The sequence below is a fragment of the Bradyrhizobium sp. LB8.2 genome (assembly GCF_040548035.1).
Classification (GTDB): domain Bacteria; phylum Pseudomonadota; class Alphaproteobacteria; order Rhizobiales; family Xanthobacteraceae; genus Bradyrhizobium.
Genome location: NZ_JBEPQV010000001.1, coordinates 294,781 through 319,706 on the forward strand (window position 1 = coordinate 294,781; position 24,926 = coordinate 319,706).

The 24,926-nt window shown below is 59.3% G+C and carries 21 protein-coding genes; 14 read left to right on the plus strand and 7 right to left on the minus strand.

The window, feature by feature from the left end:
* The first annotated feature begins 11 nt into the window (after positions 1 to 11).
* The 6 genes from ABIB06_RS01350 (at position 12) to ABIB06_RS01375 (ending at position 4,529) form a co-directional block, all read left to right on the plus strand.
* Positions 12 to 503, plus strand: coding sequence for a hypothetical protein (locus ABIB06_RS01350; protein WP_354068515.1), 492 nt, complete (start codon positions 12 to 14; stop codon positions 501 to 503).
* 107 nt (positions 504 to 610) lie between these two features.
* On the plus strand, positions 611 to 1,921 hold the full coding sequence (locus ABIB06_RS01355) for a site-specific DNA-methyltransferase (protein WP_354068513.1): 1,311 nt from the start codon (positions 611 to 613) through the stop codon (positions 1,919 to 1,921).
* Between the two features lie 227 nt (positions 1,922 to 2,148).
* Positions 2,149 to 2,445 carry a hypothetical protein gene (locus tag ABIB06_RS01360; RefSeq protein WP_354068511.1) on the plus strand — a complete coding sequence of 99 codons (297 nt, stop codon included), beginning with the start codon at positions 2,149 to 2,151 and terminating at the stop codon, positions 2,443 to 2,445.
* The gene (locus ABIB06_RS01365; RefSeq protein ID WP_354068509.1) at positions 2,435 to 3,007 is read left to right on the plus strand and encodes a type II toxin-antitoxin system VapC family toxin; all 573 of its coding nucleotides are present in this window, start codon (positions 2,435 to 2,437) and stop codon (positions 3,005 to 3,007) included. The genes ABIB06_RS01360 and ABIB06_RS01365 overlap by 11 nt, the downstream gene beginning before the upstream one ends.
* A 98-nt stretch (positions 3,008 to 3,105) precedes the next feature.
* The gene (locus ABIB06_RS01370; RefSeq protein ID WP_354068507.1) at positions 3,106 to 3,804 is read left to right on the plus strand and encodes a uracil-DNA glycosylase family protein; all 699 of its coding nucleotides are present in this window, start codon (positions 3,106 to 3,108) and stop codon (positions 3,802 to 3,804) included.
* Positions 3,805 to 4,112: 308 nt separating this feature from the next.
* Positions 4,113 to 4,529: a DUF5681 domain-containing protein gene (locus tag ABIB06_RS01375; protein WP_354068505.1), complete on the plus strand. Its 417-nt coding sequence runs from the start codon at positions 4,113 to 4,115 to the stop codon at positions 4,527 to 4,529.
* A gap of 1,423 nt (positions 4,530 to 5,952) precedes the next feature.
* Here ABIB06_RS01375 and ABIB06_RS01380 read toward each other — a convergent pair.
* On the minus strand, positions 5,953 to 6,324 hold the full coding sequence (locus tag ABIB06_RS01380; RefSeq protein ID WP_354068503.1) for a hypothetical protein: 372 nt from the start codon (positions 6,322 to 6,324) through the stop codon (positions 5,953 to 5,955).
* Positions 6,325 to 7,267: 943 nt separating this feature from the next.
* Between ABIB06_RS01380 and ABIB06_RS01385 the strand changes: the two genes are divergently transcribed.
* On the plus strand, positions 7,268 to 7,531 hold the full coding sequence (locus ABIB06_RS01385) for a hypothetical protein (RefSeq protein ID WP_247448005.1): 264 nt from the start codon (positions 7,268 to 7,270) through the stop codon (positions 7,529 to 7,531).
* A gap of 56 nt (positions 7,532 to 7,587) precedes the next feature.
* Here the strand turns inward: ABIB06_RS01385 and ABIB06_RS01390 are convergent, their stop codons facing one another.
* Entirely contained in the window at positions 7,588 to 8,334 is a 747-nt protein-coding gene (locus ABIB06_RS01390; protein WP_354045642.1) for a metallophosphoesterase, read from the minus strand.
* A 574-nt stretch (positions 8,335 to 8,908) separates the two neighbouring features.
* Here ABIB06_RS01390 and ABIB06_RS01395 point away from each other — a divergent pair.
* Positions 8,909 to 10,339: an undecaprenyl-phosphate glucose phosphotransferase gene (locus ABIB06_RS01395; protein ID WP_354045643.1), complete on the plus strand. Its 1,431-nt coding sequence runs from the start codon at positions 8,909 to 8,911 to the stop codon at positions 10,337 to 10,339.
* 37 nt (positions 10,340 to 10,376) lie between these two features.
* Here ABIB06_RS01395 and ABIB06_RS01400 read toward each other — a convergent pair whose 3' ends face one another.
* The 3 genes from ABIB06_RS01400 to ABIB06_RS01410 form a co-directional block, all read right to left on the minus strand.
* Positions 10,377 to 10,661, minus strand: coding sequence for a hypothetical protein (locus tag ABIB06_RS01400; protein ID WP_247448010.1), 285 nt, complete (start codon positions 10,659 to 10,661; stop codon positions 10,377 to 10,379).
* A 502-nt stretch (positions 10,662 to 11,163) separates the two neighbouring features.
* The gene (locus ABIB06_RS01405; RefSeq protein ID WP_247448012.1) at positions 11,164 to 13,395 is read right to left on the minus strand and encodes a GNVR domain-containing protein; all 2,232 of its coding nucleotides are present in this window, start codon (positions 13,393 to 13,395) and stop codon (positions 11,164 to 11,166) included.
* A 30-nt stretch (positions 13,396 to 13,425) separates the two neighbouring features.
* Positions 13,426 to 14,355 carry a hypothetical protein gene (locus tag ABIB06_RS01410; RefSeq protein WP_354045645.1) on the minus strand — a complete coding sequence of 310 codons (930 nt, stop codon included), beginning with the start codon at positions 14,353 to 14,355 and terminating at the stop codon, positions 13,426 to 13,428.
* A 190-nt stretch (positions 14,356 to 14,545) separates the two neighbouring features.
* Here ABIB06_RS01410 and ABIB06_RS01415 point away from each other — a divergent pair, with 190 nt between their 5' ends.
* Genes ABIB06_RS01415 through ABIB06_RS01430 form a run of 4 tightly spaced genes read left to right on the plus strand, consistent with a single transcriptional unit; the run spans position 14,546 to position 19,315 of the window.
* Positions 14,546 to 15,757, plus strand: coding sequence for an acyltransferase family protein (locus ABIB06_RS01415; RefSeq protein ID WP_354045647.1), 1,212 nt, complete (start codon positions 14,546 to 14,548; stop codon positions 15,755 to 15,757).
* A gap of 7 nt (positions 15,758 to 15,764) precedes the next feature.
* A complete protein-coding gene (locus ABIB06_RS01420; RefSeq protein ID WP_354045648.1) occupies positions 15,765 to 17,108 on the plus strand; it encodes a hypothetical protein in 1,344 nt (447 codons plus the stop codon).
* A 9-nt stretch (positions 17,109 to 17,117) separates the two neighbouring features.
* On the plus strand, positions 17,118 to 18,224 hold the full coding sequence (locus ABIB06_RS01425; RefSeq protein WP_354045650.1) for an acyltransferase family protein: 1,107 nt from the start codon (positions 17,118 to 17,120) through the stop codon (positions 18,222 to 18,224).
* Complete coding sequence (locus ABIB06_RS01430) at positions 18,221 to 19,315, plus strand: acyltransferase family protein (protein ID WP_354045652.1); 1,095 nt, start codon at positions 18,221 to 18,223, stop codon at positions 19,313 to 19,315. The genes ABIB06_RS01425 and ABIB06_RS01430 overlap by 4 nt, the downstream gene beginning before the upstream one ends.
* Positions 19,316 to 19,337: 22 nt before the next feature.
* Here ABIB06_RS01430 and ABIB06_RS01435 read toward each other — a convergent pair whose 3' ends face one another.
* Positions 19,338 to 20,495, minus strand: a complete 1,158-nt coding sequence (locus tag ABIB06_RS01435) for a glycosyltransferase family 4 protein (protein ID WP_354068498.1) — start codon at positions 20,493 to 20,495, stop codon at positions 19,338 to 19,340.
* Positions 20,496 to 20,722: 227 nt separating this feature from the next.
* Between ABIB06_RS01435 and ABIB06_RS01440 the strand changes: the two genes are divergently transcribed.
* A complete protein-coding gene (locus tag ABIB06_RS01440; RefSeq protein ID WP_354045655.1) occupies positions 20,723 to 22,180 on the plus strand; it encodes a lipopolysaccharide biosynthesis protein in 1,458 nt (485 codons plus the stop codon).
* A 19-nt stretch (positions 22,181 to 22,199) separates the two neighbouring features.
* Positions 22,200 to 23,561: a polysaccharide pyruvyl transferase family protein gene (locus tag ABIB06_RS01445; RefSeq protein ID WP_354045656.1), complete on the plus strand. Its 1,362-nt coding sequence runs from the start codon at positions 22,200 to 22,202 to the stop codon at positions 23,559 to 23,561.
* An 18-nt stretch (positions 23,562 to 23,579) separates the two neighbouring features.
* On the opposite strand, the gene ABIB06_RS01450 is transcribed toward ABIB06_RS01445, so the two are convergent.
* A complete protein-coding gene (locus ABIB06_RS01450; RefSeq protein WP_354045658.1) occupies positions 23,580 to 24,704 on the minus strand; it encodes an acyltransferase family protein in 1,125 nt (374 codons plus the stop codon).
* Positions 24,705 to 24,926: the final 222 nt, after the last annotated feature.

Below are 24,926 nucleotides of genomic sequence, written 5' to 3' on the forward strand. Positions count from 1 at the left end.
ATGATGCTGCCGTGGTCGTCTTCACCTCCGAGACCAGGCAGAACATTCTGGATCAGGCGGGCTCCCGCGGTTGGGTGCTCAGTCCGAAAAGCGTCGAGCGATGCGCCTACCTCGTCTGCTGTCGACGGCAGGACTGGAACAACAAAGCCGAGGGTATCCAGCCCCGCGCCGGATTTCTGGTGGGGCGGATCTCGTCGCTGACGCCGCTTGACCAGAGCGCGAATACGAGAGGACAGGCACGCTTCCGGATTGGAATCTCGGAGTTCGCCGACATTGCCATCGCGGATGTCTGGCGCAAGGAGCTGCGCAATCCGGTCGCCTATGCCAGCCTGAAGGAGCTCGGGATCGAGCAACGGCGGCTGAAGTTTCAATCGATCTCCGAGTCTTCACCGGCGGGACCGGGCAAGGAGCGCGGTGGCTTGACCATTGCCGAGGCGAAAAAGGCTTTGGCGGCCACCTTTGGGGTGCGGCCCGAAGATATCGAGATCATCATCAAGGGGTGACGGGGATTAACCACCGCGCGCTTCGAATCTGACGATTCGACAAGTATATTTGAAGTATTTGGCTAGATGATGGTATACCTGAGGCCTATCCCCAAAGGAGAGGTCCCATGAGTGATTTTCGCATCGAGCACCTACCCATTGCCGAGTTGAAGCCGAATCCCGCCAATGCCAGGCGGCATTCGCGCAAGCAGCTGCATCAGATCGCAGTTTCAATCCGCGAGTTCGGCTTCAACAGTATCGTTGTGGCCGATGAGGAGGGGATGCTTCTCGTCGGCCATGGCCGGGTCGAGGGCGCCCGCCTGGCGGGATTGGAGCGGGTGCCGGTGCTGCGGGTCGGCCATTTGACACCCGCGCAGAAGACCGCGTTCTCGCTCGCCGACAATAAGGTTGCGCTGAACTCGGATTGGGACACCGACCAGCTGCGGGTGCTATGGCGCGAGCTGACGGGCGCCGAGGTCAATTTCGACCTGGAAGTAACCGGTTTCGAGACCGCCGAGATTGATCTGCTGGTCGATGGCGAAGCGATCCGCGAGAAGCCCGATCGCAGCGATCTGGTGCCACCCGTCCAGTCAGATGCGGTGTCGCGGCTCGGCGATCTCTGGATGCTGGGAGAGCACCGTCTGCTCTGCGGCGATGCGTGCGATGCGGCTTCGTTTGCCGATCTGATGGACGGCGACCAGGCTCGCTTGGTCTTTACCGATCCCCCCTACAACGTGCGGATCGATGGTCACGTCAGCGGGCTTGGGGCGGTCAAGCACCGTGAATTCAAGATGGCCTCAGGCGAGATGAGCTCAGCCGAATTTGCAGGGTTCCTGGCCGTGGTTTTCGGTCATATGGCCGAGGTGAGCCTTGATGGTGCGATCCATTTCATCTGCATGGATTGGCGCCATATCGACGAGGTCTTGAAGGCGGCCGGTGGTGTGTATTCCGGGCTGAAGAATCTGTGCGTCTGGAACAAGAGCAATGGCGGCATGGGGTCGTTCTACCGCTCCAAGCATGAGCTGGTGTTCGTCTACAAGGTAGGCCTAGCGGCGCATCTGAATACGATCGAGCTCGGCAAGCACGGCCGCTATCGCACCAACGTCTGGGACTATGCCGGCGCCAACAGCTTTCGTTCGGGGCGGGACGCCGAGCTCGAGATGCACCCGACGGTGAAGCCGACGGCGCTCGTGATCGACGCCATCAAGGATTGCTCACGCCGCGGCGACATCGTGCTCGACCCGTTCTCCGGATCCGGCACGACCGTCATGGCCGCGCAGAAGTGCCGCAGGCGGGCGCGCGTAATCGAGCTGGATCCGCTCTATGTCGACGTCGCCATCCGCCGCTGGCAGTCCTACACCGGGCAGGCCGCGACCATGGCAATAACGGGCGAGACCTTTGCCGAGGTCGAGCAGCGCCGTGCCGACCCTTTGCAGTAGGGCGGACCGTGGAAATCGCGACTTCTCCGGTCGAGCGGTCAGATTAGCTCGAGCGGGTTTTGAAATCGACGTAGGCCTAACATTGCACGCCCGGGTCGGGGTCGAGGCCGGTTGATGTTGTAGCCGAGAGCCCGTGGGCGGTGGGCACGCGCCGGGCGCAACCGCTCGTTCCCGGCCTTGCAAACACGTTGAACAATTGTTACATTTTGTTCAACGTCGGAGGTATTATGGTCGTGCGGACCCACACGTCGACAGAGACCGAGGAGCAGATTGCGCTTAAGCGCAATCGGCTCGTGCTCGAGCAGGCGCGCGCCGTCGGTTTGCTCGGCGAGGCCAAGGACACGCGCTTGTCCGGCCGCGTGCCGGCAGGCCTGATCGAAGCGGCAAAGAAGCGGGCTCACGTATCTTCCGATACCGAACTTCTAGAGCTCGCCCTGTCTCGTTTGGCGCTCGAAGACGATTTCGGCGCGCGTCTCGTCCGGCGCAAGGGAAGCATCCCGGCAGATATCGATCTTGCCCTTTGATCTCCAGGGAACGTTGCGAAGGCTGAAGCCGCACAAGCGTTTGGAGCGGATAACGCGACGGCCAGATTCCGAGCTTGCGTGGGCATCCGGCGAACCGCTCATCGGCGGCGCACTCATTCTCGATACCAGCGTTTATCTCGACGTCTTGCAGGCCCGCACCCCGGCCGCTGTCGATGAATTGCTGACATATCGCGTGTGCCACCACTCGGCCGTCTGCCTTGCCGAACTCACGCATGTGTTCGGACGGCTCAATCCGGCTCACCCTTCAACAAGTGGAGTTCTGCAAACGGTACGGGGCGTGATTGAAGACATTCCGCCGCATCGCTTGCAAGCTCCGGATACCGCAATGTGGGGCGAAGCTGGAATGCTTGCGGGCGCGCTCGTTCGTCTCAGCGGCGCGCCGAAGGGTGCAGGTCACGAGCGGAAATACCTCAACGATGCGCTCATTTACCTTCAGGCGCGGAACATCGGTGCTAGCGTATTGACAGGGAATGTCGGCGACTTCGACTTCCTGAACCAACTTGCTCCGGGCGTTCCGATCATTCTGTATCGGCAGACGTGAAGCATGCCCCCAATGCGCAAGATGCTCGCGGTAGTACCGCAAGCCGTCCGGAGAACAAGGTATCAGAAGCATGTGGGTTCTCGGCGAGGAGGCAGGGAATGGATAGAGAGGCCGCTATGGCGGCGCTGGTTGCAAAGCGCCGCGCCGAGATCGGCGGCCGCTATCATCATTTGCACCTGTATGACGGAGGAAGTTGGGACTTCGACTTCGTTGTGCCCTGGACCAAGTCGGCATGCAATCTGGACGCCGACCTCATGATCATCGGGCAGGACTGGGCCTCTCAGGGTTACCTTCGGCGCAACGATGGTGCGAAAAAGCGTGCGGACCGAGCGATGACGGGCCAGGACGCCCATCTTGCGACCAACCAGAATCTGAAGCGTCTGCTGGCCTCCCATTTTGGCCTGTGCTTTTCGCAGACCTATGCCACCAACGTGCTGGTCTTCATCAAGCCAGGGGGGAGGAGCAGCAAGGTCCCGATGAAGGATCTGTACCGCTGCGCTGTCACCTACACGCTCCCTCAGCTCGACACCGTGAAGCCGCGAATGGCTTTATGCCTTGGGGCCATGACATTCGATTCCGTCCGGTCCGCCCTCGGTTTGGGGCGGCTGGGATGGCGCGAGGCCTGCAGTCCATCTGCACACACACGTATGGGCTCCACCGAAATCTACGGCGTCCCTCACACCGGCAGTTGGGGAACGAAGAACGCGGGAGGACCACTAGCGGTCGAGGAGATTTGGTCAGATCTCGCTCGCCGTTTTCGCACGCTTGCTGGTCTTGGCCAGCAAGCGGCCCTCTAGATCGACCTTTCGTTTTGGGAATCCCGAGCGGCCGAACTTGAGCAGCGCAATCCTGCGGTCGCCCTTATCAGAAACGGGGGTGCGATCGTTGATCAAAGCGCCGATCTGAGCTATAAAGATTCACCTCGTGCGAGAGCTCGGTTTGGCCCATGTGGGCTTTGCGTGATGCAGAAACCGGGCATGTAGTGCGCAAATGATGGCGTGACGCCTGATGGGTCCGAACTCCTGCTTGCAGGGATTTGGTCACCGGAGGCCACGCCAATTTTGTTTGTGTGCCCTCCTTGGATGCTTTTTCGAGGAGTAACGATATGAGCCGTAATCGCAACGAGCAGTTTTCAAAGGGGACCACCGGCAATCCAAAGGGCCGTCCGCGGAAGCGGTCGCATCCCATCTCGGATGGTCAGATGCGGCGCGATTTCTTTGATGCGACAGAAATGCTGGTGCCGATCATCGAAGGCAATGAGCGTAAGATGATCCCTGCGCACCATGCCATTGACAAGCAGTTGGTCATCAAGGCGGTGTCAGGCGACATGCGGGCCATCTGCGAATACAATAAGAGGCGCGAGCGCTACACGCTTGAGCATGTCAAGTCGCAGCTTAAGAGTCTCGAACTCATCTTTGAGGGTGAAGACCGGATCCGTATGTTCCCTGAAGACATCACGGACGAATTCAAGCGCGTGCTTGCGCTGCTGCGCATGAGGATCGATCCGGATTACTTGCTTTAGAAAGCGCGAAGATTCTCATTTTCCAATTGGGAGCGCTCCTCGCGCTCCCTTTTTTTATGTTGGCAAGGCACAGCGGCTCAGTCCCTCACTCCGGAAGGTGAGTGTTGGGTTACGACATCACCGAGCGAGATTTGACCGTGTTTGGCACCTGTTATGCGCCTGTTCAGCCCCTGTTTCGAACCTGCTCGGCCATTCCTTCGCAAGTGGAGAGGGCCGCGCAAGTCTCTGTTAGGACGCCAGCTTTTGTCGCCAGCCGCGGCGGCGGCCATCGATCGCGATTTTTTACAGGCAAAGTCCGAAAGGGTTCATCCCGCCTCGCATCGCTTTCTGTCCCCGGCGGGTCTCTGTTGAAGGCGGCGTCCTCTCGCGGAAGCCTACAGCGAGCCGCTCCGTCGGGCTCCCGAGCACCTTGCGGGCTTTGATGTCGAGTGAAGGTCTCGCAATAGTCCTGGTCCTGATCTCACTCGCGACATCCCCACCGGACGGAGCCTATGGGAACGACGACCGCCGATATCTCCCCCGAGCGAGCTGATAGAGGAACCAACCAGGACAGCCATGGATTGTCCACCAAACAAGGGAGATCATCGATGATTAGAAGCTCCGCACTCGTGGCACTCACATGCTTTGCTCTGTCCGCGCCGGTCTTCGCCCAAGGTGGCGGTGGCGCAGGCGGAGGGGCCGCCGGCGCCAGCGCGGGCTCGGCGGCGAGTTCCGGCGCGGGCACAGGCACCTCGTCGAGCAGCGCCAATTCCGGACCCTCGGGCCCCTCCGGTATGGGAACGCAAGGCACCACGACAGGCGCCAATCACAGCACCGCCTCCCAGAACAATCCGAACGTCCAGCCCCCGACGGCAAATGGGACGTCTCCATCCGCCGCCCAGGCGCAGCGAAACTCCGGAGCTGGGCATACCTCGAATGGTATGCCTATCGGTAGTCCAGGCACGGGCACCAGCAACGAGGACCAGAAGTAGCGAATAGATCGGACAGCCTGCGGCCACTTGTGCTAGAGCCGGGGATGAAAAAATTCATTTTGGCGATGCTGCTCATTGCGACATCTGGATTGGCGCGGAGCGAGCCGGTCCCTCCGAAGGCACCCATAACCGATCGCGAACAGGTTCAGGCCGATCGTGCGCGGGCGGCTTCGGAGGAGAAGAACGCCCCGACAGCCCGCCCTTGGGACAGGGGCGCGGATGGCAAGCGGCCCTGGGACCGGGGTGCGCAGGCGAAGTAGCAGAGCATTCCCGGCGGGAAGTCGAAAGCTTGCCGGCAATCGGCAGCCTCCCTTGAGAAGCCCTCCGTGAGGACCCTTGCGTGAGGGAGCTGAGTTCAGGCGTCACGGGCTGGGCTGCCTCACTTCCTCTATCGAGCCGCCCAATGCAGCGACAGGGCTCTGGCTCCGCTTTCCTCGGCTGTCGGCACGGTTCTATCTGACGGTCACTTCCACAGCGATGATCGATGATCCGCGCTGCCTCCGGTTTTCGCCCGACACCGCGATGCGAAACCGGTCAGTTCCTGGGCTCGAGGACGCTTGGTAGCGAAACGACGGGCCGGCGATCGTCACGACGCCGGCACTCGGCGCATCCACCAGTTTAACTTCGTTCAGGAGCTGTGTTTTGCCGCGCAGACCTTGCAGGCACTCCGTCCCGGATGGAATCGAAACAATCCAATACACGGTGTCAGAAGCAAGCTCGAAGCGCTCGGGCCGGGAGACGCATTCACCCGCGGTCGCCGCGTAGGCTTGTAGCCAGCAGCCGGCAAAAATACATAAGCTCGTAGCGGCTGCTTTGATTTTCATGCGGCCGCTCATTCAATCATCATTGTTGATCGGCTCACGTGGACGTCAAGCAAAACCGCCGCCACCGGTGGCCCGGTGTTGCGGCGGTTCAGAGTTGAACGCATTTATCAGCTCAACGGCTTTGCCGCTCACCGAGCGTACCAATACCCCCACCAGCGTTGCGACACGGGTCGCGCTTCTGCCTTCATGGCCGCAACTTCCTCGATGGGACGAAGATTGGGACCATAGACCGCAGGCGGGTAGACTCCATCCCAAAACACGTAACCGGTTCGGACGTAGGCCGCCCGATGGTGCGCCGGAGCAAGCGTGAGTTCCGCGGCCGGAGCTGCGGCCGTCATCAAGGTGAGGCCAAGAACAGAAAGAGCAATGGTTGGAGCAAAGGTGCGGACATTCATTGGATGGATCTCTCTCAAAATGGACGAGAAATAATGCGACGGCTTTCGAAAGGTTGCAAGTGTGGATGTCCGTAGAACGGCCGCGAACTCCGTTCTTCGGGTGCGCCGGAGGAAGGAGTGTGTGGTTCGAACCGAACGGACCCGGCAGCAACCACCGGTTTCAGAAGCTATCGGTGCCGCTGGCCGAAGACTGCGCTAAGGCAAGCTTGGATGCTGCTCATGTTGAGATCAGGCGTGAGCAATCTTTCGGCGCCAGATGTCATCGAGAACCATGATGTCGACACACTACTCGCTCTTGATGGGTACCACCATTCAGGACGGCTCGCATGGCATCTGTATCTATCTCCGCTTTGATTTTCTGCGCTGGATTCATTTCAGGATATGCGCTTCGCGCCTGCCGACTCCAACGAACGAGCACGAACGATCCCTGCGGCACATCAAGCCGAATTGCCCGACCGAATCCCAGCTCAGCGTTCGGTCATGCTCGACGGGCCTTTTAGGAGCGACACCTCGGCACCTCGATTCTTCCGGCAAAGGAAGCACGCGACATGACCAAGCTTAGAAAGGACGCTCCGCGAAGGTACATCGTGGATGGTGCCGGACAGCGCGTCCTTGTCGGTCTGACGATTGCGGAGACGATCGAGTTCGAGACGTTGGACAATCCCGACACCCTTCCGGGCACTGACCGTCGTATCGATCAGGACAAGCCCGGGCAGCGGTGGCTGGAGCTCTACGCCAAGCATGAGCAAGCCTGGAGCGCTTGGATGGCCGAAACGGGACCACGGCGGGAAAAGTCGCTCACGCTCAACTAGGTGAAGTCCTCAGCCCGTTACGTACCGTTGATAATCAGCAAACCTTTGCTGGTTGGTCAAACCGCGAGCATCCGGCTGCCTTGTATGCTCATGAGGGTCAGATTGCCCGTCGCGTAGGCACCGGTATCGATATTGACGCGATTTGCCAGGACTTCGGCGGCACGAACGGGCGTGTGACCATGGACAATATACTTGCCGAACTGCTCTTCGCTCCGAAGAAATTCTTCGCGAATCCAGAGCAGATCGTGTTCTCGTTGCTCGGCCAAAGGTACACCCGGGCGAACGCCGGCGTGGACAAAGAAGAAGTCCCCACAGGTATAGCTAAGCCGCAAATCGTCCAGGAATTCGAGATGCTCGCCAGGCATTGCGCGAATCAAATCGCGGAGTATCGACGCGGGATCGTCGCGCGTCAGATTCGGCGCGAGCCCATATGACATCAGTGTCTGGGCGCCGCCGAGGCGAATCCAATCTTCGAACAAGGACGGGTCTTCGAAAACCTTTACCAGAAACGCCTCGTGATTTCCCTTGAGGAAGACCGCGTTTCCCCGCCGGCTTCGTTCGACCAGGATGTCGAGCGTGGAGCGTGTGTTCGGACCGCGATCGATATAGTCGCCCATGAATACCTCGATCGCATGGGCCGGCCGACTGCGGGTGACGTCGGCGTCGATCACCCCCAGCATGGGCTGCAGCAAATGCGAGCAGCCGTGAATATCTGAGATCGCGTAGATCCGAACGCCGTCCGGCAGTTGCGGCTTGTGAATCGGCGGGCGAGATCGGGCAAGAGATACGGCAAGAGATACCATGGCGCGCGCACTCGCTGGGGTGGTGGGGTGGTGGGGACAATTTCGTCAAGTCGGTCCGCGGGCAAGGAGCAGAAAAGACAGCCCACCTCTCTGACAGCCCGATTGCGCCGAAGGCGTGGCGTTCGATTGCTGCCTGGTTTGTCGACACGCGCCGAGTAAATCAGGCCCGTTCGCCGGGCTGCATTGCTCAAACGCTCGGCTGGAAAGATGCATGCCGGCGACGACGGCTTCTGCCGATACAGCTTTAAAGTGCAATCTCTAGAATTTCTAGTAATCGATTCAACGGGACGCTTCAAAGATGGGTGAGCTGAGCGGTTGGCCATACAACGCGCATCTCGTTCGATGGGAACTTGATTCAAAATGGGGCATCGAGCTCGATCGTATGTCAGCACTGTGACGCGATCTTCAACACGCGACGGGAATCGTGACAAACCGCGACGCATAGTTGCGTCGCAAAAATTGTGCGTGCAGCGCCACAATATCGCTGTGATCACTTAACAGGTTGGCACCGGGGAAGTGACGGATCTTCAGCATCACGGATCAACGTCAAGTACTCTCGATGACAGAGGTTCGAATGGCTGTTGCAACTTATGGCTCTGAAAATATTGGTGCACTCTCGTCAAGGCGCGCAACTGCTTTGCAGAGGCCCTTTCAAATCGTCGTCATTGCTGCTGACTTTCTGCTGATCCTGCTCAGCTATGGCGCGGGAGCTGCGATTTATAGCGCTGCGATCGCTTCCACGGTCGACGGAGCATCGATGGGTGCCGGATTGATTGTCGGCGTTGTGTTCGTCTCGGTCGCGTATTTCCATGATGTCTATGCCACACACCATTTGCTGAATCTCGTCTGGCAGCTGCGCAAGGCCGTCTTCATATGGTTGGCGTCGCTGACGATCCTCGCTGTCGCTGCATTTCTGCTGAAGTCGACGGACAATCTATCCCGCGGCACGGTGATCATTTTCGCCGCAATCGGCGGCGCTGGATTGATCAGTCTGCGTTTTGTCTGGCAGTTCGTACTGGGGACAAATTATGCCAGGAGCAGGTTGGTCGATCGGAAGGTGATTTTGCTGAGCCTGAAACCGCTCGACTTCACCTCGAGCCGCTTTAAGGATCTGCGTCGGAACGGCTTCGACGTCATGCGCCACTTCGTGCTTGGGATCGACAACGGCGACGGCAATTGGGAGCGACAGATACGAGACGTCATTCGCCAGTCGCGTCAGGAGGACGTCGACGAATATCTTGTTGCGATCGATTGGAACGAATTGCCGATGGTTCGAAAACTGGGACCTTACCTGCGAGCGGTGCCTCAGCCGGTACGCCTTCTGCCGGACGATTCAATTGCTGACCTCGTGTCGCGCCCGTTCCTGCCGGTCAGCGGAACCGTGGCCGTGGAGATTCAGCGGTCCCCGCTCAGTATCTTCGAGCGTTTGCAAAAGCGCTGTCTCGACATCGGAATCGCCTTGTTGGCGCTCCTCATACTCACACCGTTGTTGTTGACAGTTGCCGTACTGGTCAAGCTGGGCTCGCCGGGAACTGCCATCTTCCGGCAGTCGCGCCGCGGTTTCAATGGCAAGCCGTTCGAGATCTGGAAATTCCGGACCATGACGGTTTCCGAAAATGGGCAGACGATTACCCAAGCAACCAAGCGGGATGCGCGGGTCACCAAGCTCGGGCGTTTTCTTCGCATGACAAGCATCGACGAATTGCCACAACTTTGGAACGTCTTGCGCGGCGACATGTCCTTGGTCGGGCCGCGCCCGCATGCGCTCGCGCATGACAATTATTATGACGAGCTCATCAGCAAATACGTCTACCGCCACCACATGAAGCCAGGCCTGACCGGCTGGGCGCAGGTCAATGGCTTCCGGGGCGAAACGCCGACAATCGACCTGATGGAAAAAAGGGTGGAATACGACATCTGGTACGTCAGCAATTGGAGCATCTGGCTGGATCTGAAGATCATGGCGCGTACGGCTTCAGCCGTGATGTTCCAGGAAGCCTATTAGACCCCTAAAGGAAGAGCGCAGGGGCCACAGAATGCCCCTAGCTTCCGCTTCCTGGCGTTTTCCTGAAAAGGCGGACGACTGCATCGCGCAACGCGAGCAGCGGCGGCACCAGAACAAAGAACGCCCCCATTGCCACCGAGGCGACGACGTGGCGAAGTGAGAAGGGCTCGTCTTGCTCGAGTTCGCGCCGATTTGGGTCGAGCGGGGCAGGGGCGAGAGTGGTCGCCGGCTGGCGCCGCGGCCTGCGCGGGGGAACCACGATCAATACGAAGAGGATGTTGAGCAATACCCAGACGCTCAAGACGATGAGCACGATCACCATCAGAACCTACCTAAAAAGAACTAAAGAGTATGAGTTCACATTAGCCCCAGGGAACTCGGAAGAAAAGGTGCCCAAAAGGCTGGCAGGTCCAAGCTTCGTCAAGGAGAAGCTGGCGACGACACGGTTCTATCTTGTCGCCGTAATCACCCTCGTCAACCCATGCCTTGGGCTATGGCATACCTTGGGCTACGGCAGAGATCGCAATTTGTGGATTCCGGATGAATACGGAGATCAGGCGATCAGGTGGGTGGGCAGATCGATCCGCGGTCCGCATCCCCTTTGCGGGTTGGTCCCCGCGGCTTCTGGGAACTCCGAAGCCCGAATCGAGCCCGCTAAACAATTCGGCGCCTTGAACACGGGTTAACCCTGGAGCGACGCTGTGGCTCGGCCGAGAGGAACGGGGGATCGCAACAGCAGCCGGCCGGCGAGCGCGTCTGTCGGGGAACTCGTGGTGGGATGACCGTCTCCGGAGGGGCGCGATCGCTGACCGCGACCCCTCGCGTCAGGCAGGCTCGACGTAATAGCTGTTGCGGTGCTTACCCTTGTACGCCTCGATACGCCCGAGCATCTTCGGGTTGGCGCGATTGAGAACGGCACCCAGCAGCTTTTTCTGAAGGATCTCCGATCCCGAAACCGATTCCTGAAGCGCAGTCCGCGTGGTCGCTCCCCATTCGATCACATAGACCATTGCATCGATCAGGACGCTGAACGCCTTGGAGTCCGCCACCGGCATCACCGGGGCGAGATCGATGATGATATACTCGTACTGTTCCCGCAGCACCGTAAGCAGGTCGGCCATCGCCCTCGACGCTATGACGTCGGCCGAATTGACCATGCGAGTAGCAACGATGGAGGGCAGGAAATCGAGGCCCGTCTCCTTGCTTCGTTGCACATGATAACCGAAGGCGGTCGGATCATTGAGGGCTTCGACCAATCCGCTGTTGGCGTTAGGTGCAAGCTCGCGCGTGAGTGAGCGCGTATGCAAGTCGCCGTCGATCAGGATGGTGCGGTGCCCCGTCATGGCAATCAACTGAGCGAAATTGGCCGCGACTGTCGTTTTTCCTTCCTTTGGCAGCGACGATACAATGCCGATGACCTTGATCTCTTTGGTCAGGCGCGCAACGTCGATCGAAACTTTGATATTGCGCAACGTTTCGGCAAACCGGGAGAAAGGATGATCGACGACGTAGCGGGACAGCCCCGCAACGTCGGTCTTCGCGGATGTCGAAAGCAATCCACGTGTCTTTGTTGTGGGCCGAATATCCGGCAGGACGCCAAGGCATTTCACGCCGAGCTCGTCCTCGACCTCTGCGGGGGTGCGCAAGACATCATTGAGCAACTCGCGGGCAAACGCGACCCCGAAGCCGAGGCAGAGGCCACCTACCAGGCCCCCCACCAGTGCCAAGAGCGTTCGCGGAGAACTCTTGCGATCGGGCTTCGTCGCGGTACTGATCAGGCGCGCCTCGCTGATCGGGAAGCTCTGATTTTGAGTGGCGCTTTGCAACTTCTCGAGGAAGTTATTGTAGAGATTGCGATAGGTATCCGCCGCGCTTTCGAGGTCGCGTAGCTTGACCTCCGCCTGGCCGGTGTGACCGGCTTGGGCGACGAGCTCTTTCACGTTCTTGTCAAGAGACGACTCTCGGCTTTTTGCGATCTCATAATCGCTGCGATAGGCGTCTCCGATCCGATGAAGTTCATCCGCGATATTCTTGCGCAGCTCTTCCATCTTGTTGGCCAAATTGACCGCCGCAAGATGGGTCTTGCCGTAGCGTCTTGACCAATCGGCATATTGGGCCGCGAGGTCGAGATACTGGGCGCGCAGGCGTGTAATCACCGAGTTGTTGAGGGCGTCCGTCACGGTCGGCTGGGCGAGGTCCTGATCTGAAACCGCTTCGATCCGGTCGAGGCGGGCCTTGGCCTCGGCCGTTGCCGCTCGAGCCTGAACCAGCTGTGTATTCAGATCCGACAACTGCTGCTCGGACATGAGTCCGCGGCTGGTCCCGACAATGTTATGCTCCGCCTTGAAGGTTTGCACCGCGCGGTCGCTGGCCGTCGCCTGCTCGCTAAGCTCGACGCTCCGCTGCTGGAGCCATTCGGTCGCCCGCTTGGTGGACTGGTATTTGGCTTCGAGTGCGCCCACGATATAGGCATCGGCGATAGCATTTACGACCTTGACCGCTTTGTCCGGGTTGTGCGCGCGATAACTGAGCGACAAGACGTATGTGGTCAGGACGCGCTCGACTCTGAGACCCTTTTGAATCGATTCGACCACGGCGTGTTCGATCCGCTCCTGCGAGGGCGGTTCGCGGGATTCGAATACAGCCATGACCTTGCCGATAACGGTGGTGAGAAGTCCCGGATTGGAGCCGTTGAACTCCGGATCCTCCGTTAGCCGCAGGCGGCGAACGATGGAAAGGATGAGGTCGTCAGAGTTTATAACTTCGACCTGGCTGTCGACAAAGCCCGTGTCGATCAAAGCGCTGTTGGTGCCGCTGTCCTTGTCCAGAACCTGGGTTTGTCGGGTATCCATCATGATGCGGGCGTTCGCCGTATACATCGGCTTCGCCAGGATCAGGTAGACGATCACCAGAGCCAGCGCTGCGCCAACTGTCGCAGCGATGAGGGGCCATTGCCGACGGAGGACGTCGGTCACGCGGTCGAAGCTGAGGACCGCGCCGCCAAACTCGATGCCGAATCGGTGTCCCGATCGGAAGTGTTCTCTGGGCTGATACATTTGCAAATTCGCTGCCTTAACGGTCACTGATCAATTTGGGATGGGAACAGGTTTGAACGGGTTGGCCAGTTTGGTCTTCCACTCGCCGTCCAAGAGAGCTCCGCCCCGAGTCGGAAGGGCCGGTCCATTGTCTCTCGGCTGCAATGGCGCGCTGGATGCATCTTCCCCCGCAGCGGAATAGCCTGCTTGCACGGCGAGATCCCCGACCCGTTGCGTGAAATCCTTGATCTTGCGCGCAGCATCCGGCTTCGTAGACGTGCATCGCGCTTCTGCGACCCGCAGCGCTGCGCCGATCGCCGAGCGATCGGGGGAAGCCGCCGCGGAAATCAGCGTCTGCACTGACGGCAATACCGAGGGATTGGTCGCGATATATGTGGAAAGCCGGGACCTCAGCTTCTCTTTATCGTTGCGCAGCCGCTCCAGAAGCGAAGAAGGAGATTTTACGAAGGCGTCGAGCTCGACTTGCGAGGCGCGATCCGCGAATTCGACGCATTGAGCTTGGGAAGGACCAACGCTCGATGCGATCAGGGCACACCCCGTCAATATGATCAGTAGCCGTCGCGGCTTCGCACGGCGACGTGTCAATCCGCAGCTCATCCGTGTCCCTTCGTCGTTGCTGCAAAACAAGTACCAGCGAGCAGTGACAGCCAACTGTGTCAATTTTTGTGCGATGCAAAAGGCCCTGGTTTCATTCAGTTGAATCTGCCGCCGATTGTGAATGCACCGACTGTCCCTCGTCGGTTGCAGCGGGATTTTCAATGCCTGCGCGATCAGCACGTTGCCGCCCACGAATGTTGCAGTTTGAAGATTTTCGAGGCGCCACGAGACGTAGTCGCAAAACCGACACACGCATTTTGTTCCAAAGATATTCCTGAACGAATGAGAAACGCCTTTAATAAAGCGGTAATCGCAACATGGCCGGATTTCGCGCATACTTTGTTCGCAAACGCTCGCGAACATTCGGCAGCTCGTCGTGGCGCTCGCGAAAACAAAAACGGCGCAAACTTGTCGCGCGCATGTCCGAATGAGAGCGAGCAATGAGTTTATCGCTGGTCGTCATGCGCCACATGCGATTCTCCAATCGTGAAGATTGAAAGCACGCAAAGACCTGATACAGACTGCTGCAGTGCAATAGCTACGGAATGTCGATGTGACGGAGCCGGTTCATCGTGAGAAAGCGCATGTCCTTCCGCTTGACAGCATCCGGGGTGTTGCCGCGACATCTGTGGTGATCCACCATCTTCTGCTGATGCCGACTTTTCTGGCGGCATTCCCACACAATGCATGGATCAACTGCTCATTCTTCAGAAGTGCGTGGCTATTGGTCGACTTGTTCTTTGTTCTCAGCGGCATCGTGATGTCGCTGGGTTATGTCGACGGCGACTTCGGCCGCTTCTCGTTGCGCGAGTTCATGGTGCGGCGTCTGGCGCGGGTCTATCCGCTGCACATCGTCATGCTGATCGCAAATCTCCTGTTCCGCCTCCTGCGTATCGGCTTGGTCACAGCCGGCGTCGTGGTTGCAGCTCCCGCAGCCTTCGAGGTGAACAATGCCTATTCCTTCGTGCTCAACGTCTTTCTTCTGCATTCGATGGGGTTCATCGACTATCTCAGCTGGAACGCGCCGAGCTGGAGCATCAGCGTCGAATTCTATACTTACCTGGTGTTCGGCCTGATCGTCCTGCTCGCCCAGCGGATGCGTTCGCTGTTATGGTTCTACGTCCTTTGCGGATTGCTGGTGGTCGGAAGCTTCCTTTTCATCGTGTTCGTGCTCGACAAGAGGAGCCTCGGGCTTCAGACCGACTTTGGCATCCTGCGCTGTTTCGTGAGCTTCTTCCTGGGCGTGCTGACGGTGAAGGTCGTCCATTGCTTGCCGCGCAAGCCGGGTCCGGCCCTGCAGGGCCTGCTGCAATTGGTTGCCATGATTGCCAGTATCGCGCTGGTGTCGCTTGCGGAGACCAATCCGGCGATTACCTTCCTTGCGCCACTGACTTTCGCGATCTTCCTCGGCAGTTTGTTGGCTTTTCCAGATGCGCTGCTGGTGCCGCGGATCTTGGTGGCAAGGCCGTTGGTCTGGCTCGGACGCCGGTCCTACTCAATCTATATGGTGCATGCGCTCGTGGTGCTGTTCGCGGAGTACTTCGTACGGGCGCTCGGGCCGCGGCCGATCGCTGCACTCGATTCGATTTGGGCGGGACTGCCGGCCACGCTGAATCTCGTGGTCTCACTGGCAGCGGTGCTGGTGGTTTCTCACTTCAGCTATCTCTACATCGAAGTCCTCGGCGGCAAGCTGCTTCGGAACGCTCTTGGAAGCCGGCCCGATTTCTCGGCATCTCCTGCGCCATCGGCGCGGTTGACGAACTGAGGCCAGCATGACCGCCCTCGCGCTCCCGCGCCCGCGAATCACGCTGATCAGCCTCAACATCGAGGCGATCGCGCTCGGGGTCTATCTGGTCCGGGATGCCTTCGGCGGCGTGATACGCTACTACACCAGCATCCTTCACCTCGACACGCTCTGGTATCTGCCCGACGCCGTTGCGCTGCTGTGTCTGGTCCAGTTCTTCGTCCATTGCATTCTGCGCAATCGCAGCACCCTGGCCCTCCTGGTGTTCGCGCAAATCATGCTGTCGCTGGTTCTCGGCTACTTCATGATGGGCACCGCCACCGCAGCGATCTCATCATTCAAGATGATGCTTCCCGTGTTTGTCGGATTCTGCTTCTGCGATTCAAGCCTCGGTTCCTACCGAAAACTGCTGTCGGTGATCGCCGCGACCTTCTATCTCTCCGTGATCGGCGTGCTGCTGACCAAATTCTACGTCATGCCCTGGGTCGGCTACAAATATGAGTCTTTCGGCGCGGTACGCGAGGCGGGCCGGCTGTGGTGGGCCTACGGCGGCGACGATCAGCGCCTTATGGGCTTTGCCGCCGACAATACCATGGCCGCCTTCTTCATCCTGGTGTCGTTTGCGATCACGTCAATTCGCAAGAGCACGATGTGGTGCCTTCTGTACGGCTCCCTTGCGGTTTACGTCATTCGCCTGACCACCAGCAAGACGACCATGATCGTCCTTGTGCTGTACCTGGTGCTGCTGGTGATCGTGCGAATGATGCCGGAGAAGTCGCGCTTCCCCGCGATCCGGGCCATCGCGTTGTGGTCGTTTGCTGCGATTCTGGTCCCGTTCTTCATGATCGTGATCGCATCGGGAACCGCGGCAGTGCCGCACTCGACCATGTTCAGCATTCTCGACCGGATCAACAACAGCTGGCAGTTGCCGTTCGTCTATATGAGCCAACTGATGCCGATCGGTCTGGTAACGGGCTGTGGCGCGGGTTGCTTCAACTATCCGCAGAAGCTGTTCTCGCCGCTCGCGGCGTACTGGGTGCCCGTCGACAACTTCTACATCGGGACATACCTGATGTTCGGGCTCCCGTTCGTTGCATTCATGGTGATGGTGTTCCGTGCGAACTTCGGGGCGACCGACGTATACAAGCTGACGCTCATCTTCGTCGTCAATTTGTTCACGATCACCGTCTTGAACTACGGTCCGGCATCGGGCCTCCTGATCATCGCCTTGAGCTTCAGTGAAGTATTCTCCCGTCGCGCGACATCCGCGCGGGCAGTTGATGCCGTCCCGATGGAGGTGCCGCGGCCGATACGCTCGCTGGACGGTCTCGGCATAGACGTGCCGAGGACGGTAGCGGGCAGAAGCAGGTGAGAACGAACAATGCATAAACGGCTCGCATTCATCGATACGCTGCGCGGCATCGCCGTGTTGGCGGTTCTGTTCCAGCACGTGCTCGAGGTGATCGTCCAGAAGCACCCGACGGGCGCCTACTACTGGGTCTTCCACGACGCGATCGGCTATTACATGAACTTCGGCCGGTTCGGTGTCGTGCTGTTCTTCTTCGTCAGCGGCTTCGTCATTCCGTTCAGCTTTCCGAATAGCGCGACCCCCGTACGGGATTTTACGATCAGTCGCTTTTTCCGGCTCTATCCGGCCTACTGGACCTCGATGCTGATCGGGCTCGCCACGATGCTGGTACTGGAGTCCAAAGCCTATCCGCTGTCGCAGATCGTCGCGAACGTGACGATGCTGCAGACCTTCGTGAACATCCCGAACCTCTGGGTCTTTTATTGGACGCTGGCGATCGAGCTGCTGTTCTATGTCGGGTGCACCATTCTCTTTGCGATGGGATTGCTGAACCGCCCCCTGACCGCGGTTGGGATTGTCATTGCTGCCGCGCTGATTGGGACGGCCGCGGCGCTTCTGATCGAGAGTAGGACGGTTTCGTCTCTGATGGAGGTCGGACTGAACCTTTCGGCGATGTTCCTCGGTAAGGTCGTCCGCGACACGGTCATCGGCGGAAAGCTGCGTTGGTCGCACGTGGGCGCTTGTACGGCGCTCTACGCGATCTTCGCCATCACGTTGTCCGACAGGCGGTTCGGCGGCGTCTATCAGGAGAACTTCTTCTACAGCTATTCGATCGGATCGGCCTATGTCTGCGCGGCGCTCGTCTTCATCGCGTTTGCTGCGTTCGGTGAGAGGATGGCTTGGCGCGCGATGGCGTTCGTCGGCACGATCAGCTATTCCGTCTACTTGATGTCGCCATTCGTGATCGTCTGGATCCATCGCCTCGCCTGGGTCGGCGATGGACCGTTGGGATGGTCGGCCTTCGCCGTCATGATCTTGATGCTGTCGATCCTGGTCAGCTGGATGACATATACCTTCGTCGAGAAGCCCAGCATTTCCTTCGGGCAGAGGTTCCGCTCGGCGCGCAGGAAGCCGGTCGTTCTCGATCCTGCTCTCAGCACGCAGGGTGCCGCGGAGTGACGGGAGCTGCGCACCAGGCGAGCCCAAGACACGACGGATCGTTCGTTCCGTCCGTCCAGGGGCTGCGGGGCATTGCGGCCCTGAGCGTGCTGATGGATCATTTCTACGACATGCCGAAGGGGGGCATGTACGACATTCCGGATCCCGGCTTCCTGCCGCCGCTCTGGCTCTGGCTGCAATCGGTGATCAATGTCGGCGGGCATGGTGTCGAACTGTTCTTCATGATCAGCGGCTTCTTGATCCCGGCGAGTCTGGTGCGGCACGGCTCGCTGCCGCGGTTCTTCTTCGACCGTATCCTGCGCATCATGCCGGTATTCGTCGTCCTGCATCTTGCGTTGTTCGCGGTCGGCCCGGTTGTCGGCTACAAGTTCTTCCGCGGAATCGACCTGACCAGCTATCTCGGAATCTTCGCCGCGAATCTGTTCTTCGTGCAGGACGCGCTTGGCTTGCCCATCGCTCAGCAGAACGCCTGGACATTGACCTACGAGTGGGCGTTCTACATCTGGTTCGCGCTGACATTTTCGATGTTGCGCATCGGAGGCAGGATGCTCGCGACGCCCTTGATCTTGCTGGGGGTCGCCTGCCTCATGCATTGGCCGATTACGGCGTTCTTCTGCATCGGGATGCTGTTCAGCGCCACGGGTTGGCGTATCTCCATTCCGGGACCTCTCGGTCTGATAGCCGGCCTGGCTTGCGGGGTCGCCATGTATGCGAGCCTGGTGCTGTTTCATCCGTTCGTGGGACTGGTTCCCGGTGTCCTGCTGTTCGGCATGGTGCTGTCCCCTGACTCAGGCCTGGCCCGGGCTCTCAGCACGCCGGCCCTGCAATATGTGGGCAAGATAAGTTACAGCCTCTATCTCGTGCATCCTTTTGTGCTGTTTCCGCTGCAGGTGATCGGGCTGAAGCTCGTCGCGGTCGGCGTCGATCGTTGGCTGCTATGGGCGGCATTCATCCTGATCGGCTCGTTGACGTCGCTGGTTGCAAGCGCGATCAGCTACGAACTGATCGAGGTAAGGCTCAGGCGTCTGCTGGACGGCGCGGTTCGCACAACGTTGTTTCGGCCGTTGAGCAAGATGGAACAATCCGTCTAGAAGTTCGCGATGTCTGTCACGATCAGCTCACGGTACGGCCCGCGAGCTTGTCATATGATGGCAACAGTCCATCGGCAATGCGATCCCAGTTCAACAGACCAATTGCCGTCTCCCGCGCACCGTCGCTCAATGCTGCGGCGAGTGGCTTCGACGTCAGCACCCGTTCCAGGGCATCGGCCAGCGCGGCAGCATCGCCGGGGGGGACCAGAAGCCCGTTCACGCCGTCCGTCACGACGTCGGGAATGCCTCCAGTGGCGCTGGCGACGACGGGGCGGGAGTTGCCGTAGGCGGATGCAAGTACGCCGCTTTGCGAGGCATCCTTGTAGGGCAGGGCGACCACGGTCGCGGATTGGAAAAGCCGTCCCGTCTCCTTGGGGGAGATGTAGGCGTTGATCGCCTTGACTGTCGGCATCGCTTCCATCCGCCCGCCGAGCCGCGTCATCTCGGGACCGCGACCAGCGACGATCGCTTCGTGCGCGACCCCGCGTCGTGCCAACAGGTCGATCGCATCGATGAAGACGTCGAGGCCCTTGTAAGCCCACATTCTTCCAAAAAACAGGATGCGTCCGGATTCCGGCTCAGTGACCGCGGTTTGCGTCGGCGGAACCATGAGCACGCCGTGCATACTGGAGATGACTTTGCCCTTGAAGTGAGGTGAGGCGCGGCGAAAATCGCCGATACAGCTCTCACCATGCGTCGTAATGAGCGACGCGGACGAGCGCATGCGTCCGCGCCAACCATCCTCTCGTGGAGAGGTGCCGGAGCCGCCTTCCGAGTGCGGAATGGCGTCATGAACAGTTAGCGCCAGCGGAATTCCAAGCGGCCGCAGCAGCTGGACCAGCCTGGACGTATAGATCTCCGGAACTTCGTGACAATGAATCACGTCTGGACGAAAGGATATTATGTCGAGGAAGGAGGCCGGGATGCCGATCGCGCCGCCGCGGCGCAGGCTTAGATCGCGGACCCGGGTATCAAAGGTTTTCGCCACGGCGATGTCGGCCAGTTCCCATTGCTGGTTTGCATCCTTGCGGTTGAGGACGAGGCGAACGTCGCAATGGCGGGCCAATCCTGATGCGAGCCGGTAGGAATATTCTGCAAAATGCGGTGCGTAGATTGCTACGCGCAAGCGCCTGGAGTTGTGCCTGGAAGGCGTGGCGGACGTATTCATCGAGGCATCCATTTTGCATCACATCGTTGAGACCGACTGGAGTGTAGTCCACGATTTGAACTCACTTCCACGCTAAATCGGCTGATCAATGGCGCTCATCTGATTGCCATGAGGTCGTCATACTGTCGCACGATTGCGGCCGTCATCGTGACTGAGACAGCTGCACGCGCGGTCATCGCTTGCCTCGCTTTCTAGCGGGCGATTGTGACTGGATCTGTTGGAATTGGGTCGATTTGTTGATGAACGGCACTCCAGGAAAACAACAGCAGGTTGTGGTCGCGTTGTTGTGGTCGCTGGCCCAGAATTGGGGCGGCCGTGCGCTGTCGTTTGTTCTGTTCCTGATATTGGCGCGGCTGCTCGATCCCACTGATTTCGGTCTCGCTGCGCTGGTTGCCTTCATCCTGCTGCTCCTGAGCTCCCTCTCTGAATTCGGCTTTGGTGACGCGTTGATCCAGCGCCGTACGCTGGAGCCCGAAGACGTGACTCTGCCATTTTTCTGCTCGTTGGCGGCATCGTCGGTCCTTGCGGTCCTGATCGCGCTGCTGGCGACGCATATCGAACATTGGCTCGACGTGAAGGGGCTGGCGCCACTATTGGCCGCCGCGAGCCTCTCGCTTCCGATTGGCACCGCGACCTTGTTTCAGGAGGCGCTCTACAAGCGACAAATGGACTTTCGCGTGCTTGCGGTGAGGACCATGGTAGCGACCGCCATCTCCGGCGTGGTGGGAATCGCTTGCGCCTATGCTGGATTTGGTGCGCTCAGCCTCGTCATCCAGGTGGTCGTTCAGAGCGCGGTCAGCGGCCTGTGGCTCTGGAGCCAGCCACGATGGCTGCCCATGCGCGGCCGCAACCTGAAGAGCTTTCGCGAGCTCACCGGTTACAGTATCCACGTCGTGTCGAACAGGCTGCTTGATTTCGCCATCGTACGTACGATCGATATGATCATCCTGTCGCTCTATGGTGTCGCGGCGCTCGGCATCTACACGGTGGGCGCGAGAGTTTACATTATCCTGATGCAATTGCTGACCCAGGCAGTCATGGATGTTGCGTTGAGCGCGCTGTCCAAGATCGCCCATGAGCGTGATCGTATTGCCGATGCCTATCTGCGCAGCGTCAGCTTGGGAGCGCTGATCGGCTCTCCGGTCTTTGTGCTCCTTGCAGCCATCGCGCCGGAGCTGTCACTGCTGCTATTTGGTGCAAAATGGAGCGGCAGCGAAGCGGTAATGAGACCGTTGATGCTGATCGGCGCGGTTCAGACCGTGCAATTCGTCAACAGCGCCTATTTCGGCGCCATGGGCAAGCCGAACTACGTCTTCCTGCTGAACATTCTTAAATTCTGCACGGTTGTGCCTGCAATGTTTCTGATTCCGTCGCACGACATAGGGCGGCTGGCGACGATCTTTGCCATCGCTCAGCTCGTGGTGACTCCTGTGACATTCACGCTGGCGCTCCGGTTGCTGGGACTGAGCTGGGACCAGTTTCTGCGGCCCGTAGCAGGCTGCCTTTGCGCAATTGTTCTGGCCTACGGCGCAGTTGCGCTGTGCCGCGAAGCGACGTCAGACATGAACCCCTACCTGCGGATGGGGCTGCTGTCGTCGTGCTTTGGGGCGACCTATGTGATGAGCATCCTGCTGTTTTGGCGGAAGCAGCTGTTCGCCCTGATCGCTTTCGTCGTGAAGCGTGGTGTGACCGCCTGATGAAGACGAGGAAGACGTCGTGAAACAATTGATTCCGGTACCTGTTCGCAAGCATCTCCGGGGCTGGCTCAACAGCGCGAAGAATACGCCATTCGCGGTCGATCTGCTCGAGCTGCGCAGGTGGCAGATCGCCCGGAAAGGTCTTGGCGCGAACGCTGCGCCGCGCAACGACCCGCGCCGGCTCGTCCTGCTCCCATCGGACCCCTGGAGCATTCATCAGTCGCGCGGTGATGAGGCTATGATCGAGGCGGCCGTCGGCGAGATGAAGCGGGCTCATCCGAACATCGAGGTCTACATTGTCACCGCCACCAAAGCGGCAAGCGCGGAAGTGCGAGCAATGGGTTTCAGGCCGCTGGAATTTTGGAGGCAGCCGTTTTCCTATGAGACGGTGGCGCAGGAGCTTTCGCTCACCAAGCCGGATTTCGGGGTGGTTCTGGGGGCCGATGTGCTCGACGGCTACTATTCCCCCGTGGATGCCGCTCGCATGCTGCTCGTTGCTGATCTCATGGCTGCGTGCGGCGCCAAGGTCAGCGTGCTCGGATTCAGCTTCAACTCCCGTCCGGCCAAGGCGTTGCGTGAGGTATTTCGGCTGCTCGATCCGGGTGTGGTCCTGAATCTGCGCGATGCGCTATCTCTTCAACGCTTCAAAGAGTTCGCCTCGAATCGTGCGCACCTTGTCGCCGATTCGGCTTTCATGCTGGTGCCGCGGGAAGACACTGCGGCGGTGAAGCAGATTGCCGCCAGAATAGAGGAGCAGCGCAGCCAGGGCCGCAACGTCTTTGTATTCAATATCCACCCGATGTTGTTCAGGAAGGCTGAGCCGGCGAAGTTGGAGCAGATGATCGAACTTGCGGCGAGCGCAATGGGGCGCGTGTCGCGTGAGAACAATGCGAGCTGGCTGTTGCTCGCGCACGACTATCGTCCCGAAATCGCCGACGACAATTGCCTACGGCCGCTGGCTGATCGTTTGCGCGATAGGCTGGGCGAACATGTTCATCATGTCGACCAGGTTCTATCCGCAAGCGAGATCAAGGCCGTCGTCGGTCTGGTGGACGGGGTTGTCACCGGCCGCATGCATCTCGCGATCGCGGCTCTCGGGCAGGGAACCCCCGTTGCGGCGATCACCTATCAGGACAAGTTCCAGGGCCTGTTCGCTCATTTCGACGTCAGTGAATCGCTCTTGCTCTCACCGGAGCAGCTTCTCACCGGAGACAATCTCGAGAAGTTTCTACTGAGATTCCTTGATGCCTACAAAACCACGGGCGCGCAGGTCCGCCGCATGCTGCCGGCAGTCATGGAGTTGTCTCGCGTCAATGTCGCACCGCTGCTGGGCGCAGGCTCGACGCGGATTGGCCCGAAATCCGACGGTAAGGTTGCCTGAGCGCTGACGCCATCGGCGTCAATTGACCGCCTGCTCAGGCTTGTCGAAACGCATAGGCGTCTCGGTCGCGAGTTGCGCCTTGGGACGCGACCCGACCCCGCCATCGGCCCAGCGATTGATGACGCGCCGAGCCGGGTTCTCGAAATAGGCGTAGGTGCGGTCCGCGATGATCGTCAGGACCACACAGCACGCCAAGGCGAAAAGGCCAAACTGATCCGGACGTAGTCCGAGCGAAGCCCATAACGGCTTGAACAGGGCAATGAGAACGGCATCGTGCAGCATGTAGATCGCGTATGATGTGTTGCCGAGCCGTCCGAGGAGGCGGGCGCCTGGAAATTTGGAGAAGGCGCTCTCGCCGACGGCGGTGAGCAGGATGGCGCAGGAAAACAGAATAATGGCCAGATCGGGCTTGGCGAAGACGTTCAAGACAAGCACGGAGACCCCGAACAGTGCGATGCCGGCGAAGACGACCCGCTTTTGCCGATAGGGATGCGACAACCTGAACAGGATAGCGAGCAGGATTCCATTCAGGAAACTCGGCAACGCACGAAGCATCCCGTAATCGTAATTGGCTCCATACATCTGCGATCGTTCTTGCCAGATCGGCAAATGGCCGTGGGCCAGGATCAGATAGAGCGCGGCGACGATTGCGGCCAACACCAGCGGGTGGACCTTGCGTGCAAGCAGCATAAGCAGGGGAAAGACCAGATAGCAGAAGAATTCCGCGCTGATCGACCAGGATGGCGAGTTGAAGCTGAGGTGATCGGTAACGCCCCAAGCTTGAAGCAGAACGAGGTTGTACAGGAAGTCCAGCGGCGTCGACCTCGCCGATCGGTCCAGACCGAACCCGATCAGCAATACGAACACCAGTAAAGTCAGAAAATGCAGCGGATAGATCCGCGCAATGCGGCGGATCATGAACCGGGAATATGCCTTGAGACCACGCGCGTCGGACGGATAAGAATAGGAGATCACAAACCCGGACAGAATGAAGAACATGTCCACGAAAAGGCCATAAGAACCGTTCCAGGCCGGTGCAATACCGCTGTCGAGAGTTTTTAGATGGAAAACGAAGACGCCAAGGGCCGCGACGAAGCGATAGAAGTCGAGAACTACAAAACGTCTTGCTTCATTGGCTTCCATCGAGCTTCGAATTCCTTGCGTGGCGTTACCTCTCTCTAGAGATCAATTGTGACGCAAGTTCGCTGCGTCGGTTGGCCGCCGGGGCGCAACCGCAATTAGCTCGCTTCAATTCTTCGAGCTGGACCGTCTATCGCCGCCGACAGAGCTGCCATCGCGCGACCGGTGCCTGTCGACCAAGCATTCGCCTAATTATTGAACGGAACCGGGACCTGCCGTAGCTGG

Excerpts from the sequence above, each read along its gene's own strand:
- ABIB06_RS01355 (WP_354068513.1), top strand. The coding sequence starts at position 611 with ATGAGTGATTTTCGCATCGAGCACCTACCCATTGCCGAGTTGAAGCCG.
- ABIB06_RS01360 (WP_354068511.1), top strand. The coding sequence starts at position 2,149 with ATGGTCGTGCGGACCCACACGTCGACAGAGACCGAGGAGCAGATTGCG.
- ABIB06_RS01370 (WP_354068507.1), top strand. The coding sequence starts at position 3,106 with ATGGATAGAGAGGCCGCTATGGCGGCGCTGGTTGCAAAGCGCCGCGCC.
- ABIB06_RS01375 (WP_354068505.1), top strand. The coding sequence starts at position 4,113 with ATGAGCCGTAATCGCAACGAGCAGTTTTCAAAGGGGACCACCGGCAAT.
- ABIB06_RS01380 (WP_354068503.1), bottom strand. The coding sequence starts at position 6,324 with ATGAAAATCAAAGCAGCCGCTACGAGCTTATGTATTTTTGCCGGCTGC.
- ABIB06_RS01385 (WP_247448005.1), top strand. The coding sequence starts at position 7,268 with ATGACCAAGCTTAGAAAGGACGCTCCGCGAAGGTACATCGTGGATGGT.
- ABIB06_RS01390 (WP_354045642.1), bottom strand. The coding sequence starts at position 8,334 with ATGGTATCTCTTGCCGTATCTCTTGCCCGATCTCGCCCGCCGATTCAC.
- ABIB06_RS01395 (WP_354045643.1), top strand. The coding sequence starts at position 8,909 with ATGGCTGTTGCAACTTATGGCTCTGAAAATATTGGTGCACTCTCGTCA.
- ABIB06_RS01400 (WP_247448010.1), bottom strand. The coding sequence starts at position 10,661 with ATGGTGATCGTGCTCATCGTCTTGAGCGTCTGGGTATTGCTCAACATC.
- ABIB06_RS01405 (WP_247448012.1), bottom strand. The coding sequence starts at position 13,395 with ATGTATCAGCCCAGAGAACACTTCCGATCGGGACACCGATTCGGCATC.
- ABIB06_RS01410 (WP_354045645.1), bottom strand. The coding sequence starts at position 14,355 with ATGTTCGCGAGCGTTTGCGAACAAAGTATGCGCGAAATCCGGCCATGT.
- ABIB06_RS01420 (WP_354045648.1), top strand. The coding sequence starts at position 15,765 with ATGACCGCCCTCGCGCTCCCGCGCCCGCGAATCACGCTGATCAGCCTC.
- ABIB06_RS01425 (WP_354045650.1), top strand. The coding sequence starts at position 17,118 with ATGCATAAACGGCTCGCATTCATCGATACGCTGCGCGGCATCGCCGTG.
- ABIB06_RS01435 (WP_354068498.1), bottom strand. The coding sequence starts at position 20,495 with ATGGATGCCTCGATGAATACGTCCGCCACGCCTTCCAGGCACAACTCC.
- ABIB06_RS01440 (WP_354045655.1), top strand. The coding sequence starts at position 20,723 with ATGAACGGCACTCCAGGAAAACAACAGCAGGTTGTGGTCGCGTTGTTG.
- ABIB06_RS01450 (WP_354045658.1), bottom strand. The coding sequence starts at position 24,704 with ATGGAAGCCAATGAAGCAAGACGTTTTGTAGTTCTCGACTTCTATCGC.